The following is a 409-nucleotide window of genomic DNA, read 5'->3' as shown; positions in this document are numbered from 1 at the left end:
AAACGGTTGATGGGAATTCTCAACCCGGTTGTTCAACCACCGGCCGATCTCCCGCCTGTCGATCGCGCCCAATGCTTTCAGAGCAGCGCCATAGGACGCCAGGCGATCCGTCACGATTGCCTCGGCAGAGCCATGCCGCCGAAGCGATTTTCGTAAGAACTTCAACGCTGCCTTCTTGTCCCGGCGCTTCGTCACGAAGCTTTCGAGCATCTCGCCTTCGTGGTCGACCGCCCGCCAGAGGTAGTGCTTCACCCCGTTGATCTTGACGAACATCTCGTCGAGATGCCAGCGCCGATGCCGGAAATGGCGCATCGCCTGGACGCGGCTCCGCCTGATCTCAGAACCAAAGATCGTCCCGAACCGGTTCCACCAGAACCGCACCGTCTCATGCGTGATGTCGATGCCGCGC

General features: G+C 60.4%; 1 protein-coding gene. It reads right to left on the bottom strand.

All coding sequences use genetic code 11. The annotated features are described in order from the left end of the window. The coding region (locus ACLD7X_RS19340) for a DDE-type integrase/transposase/recombinase (RefSeq protein ID WP_411425299.1) at window positions 1-409 on the bottom strand (409 nt) is incomplete at both ends.

The sequence above is a fragment of the Aphanothece microscopica RSMan92 genome (assembly GCF_046613545.2).
GTDB lineage: Bacteria > Cyanobacteriota > Cyanobacteriia > PCC-6307 > Cyanobiaceae > NIES-981.
The sequence above is the reverse complement of the archived record's forward strand: the minus strand, read 5'-3'. Positions and strand labels throughout refer to the sequence as shown.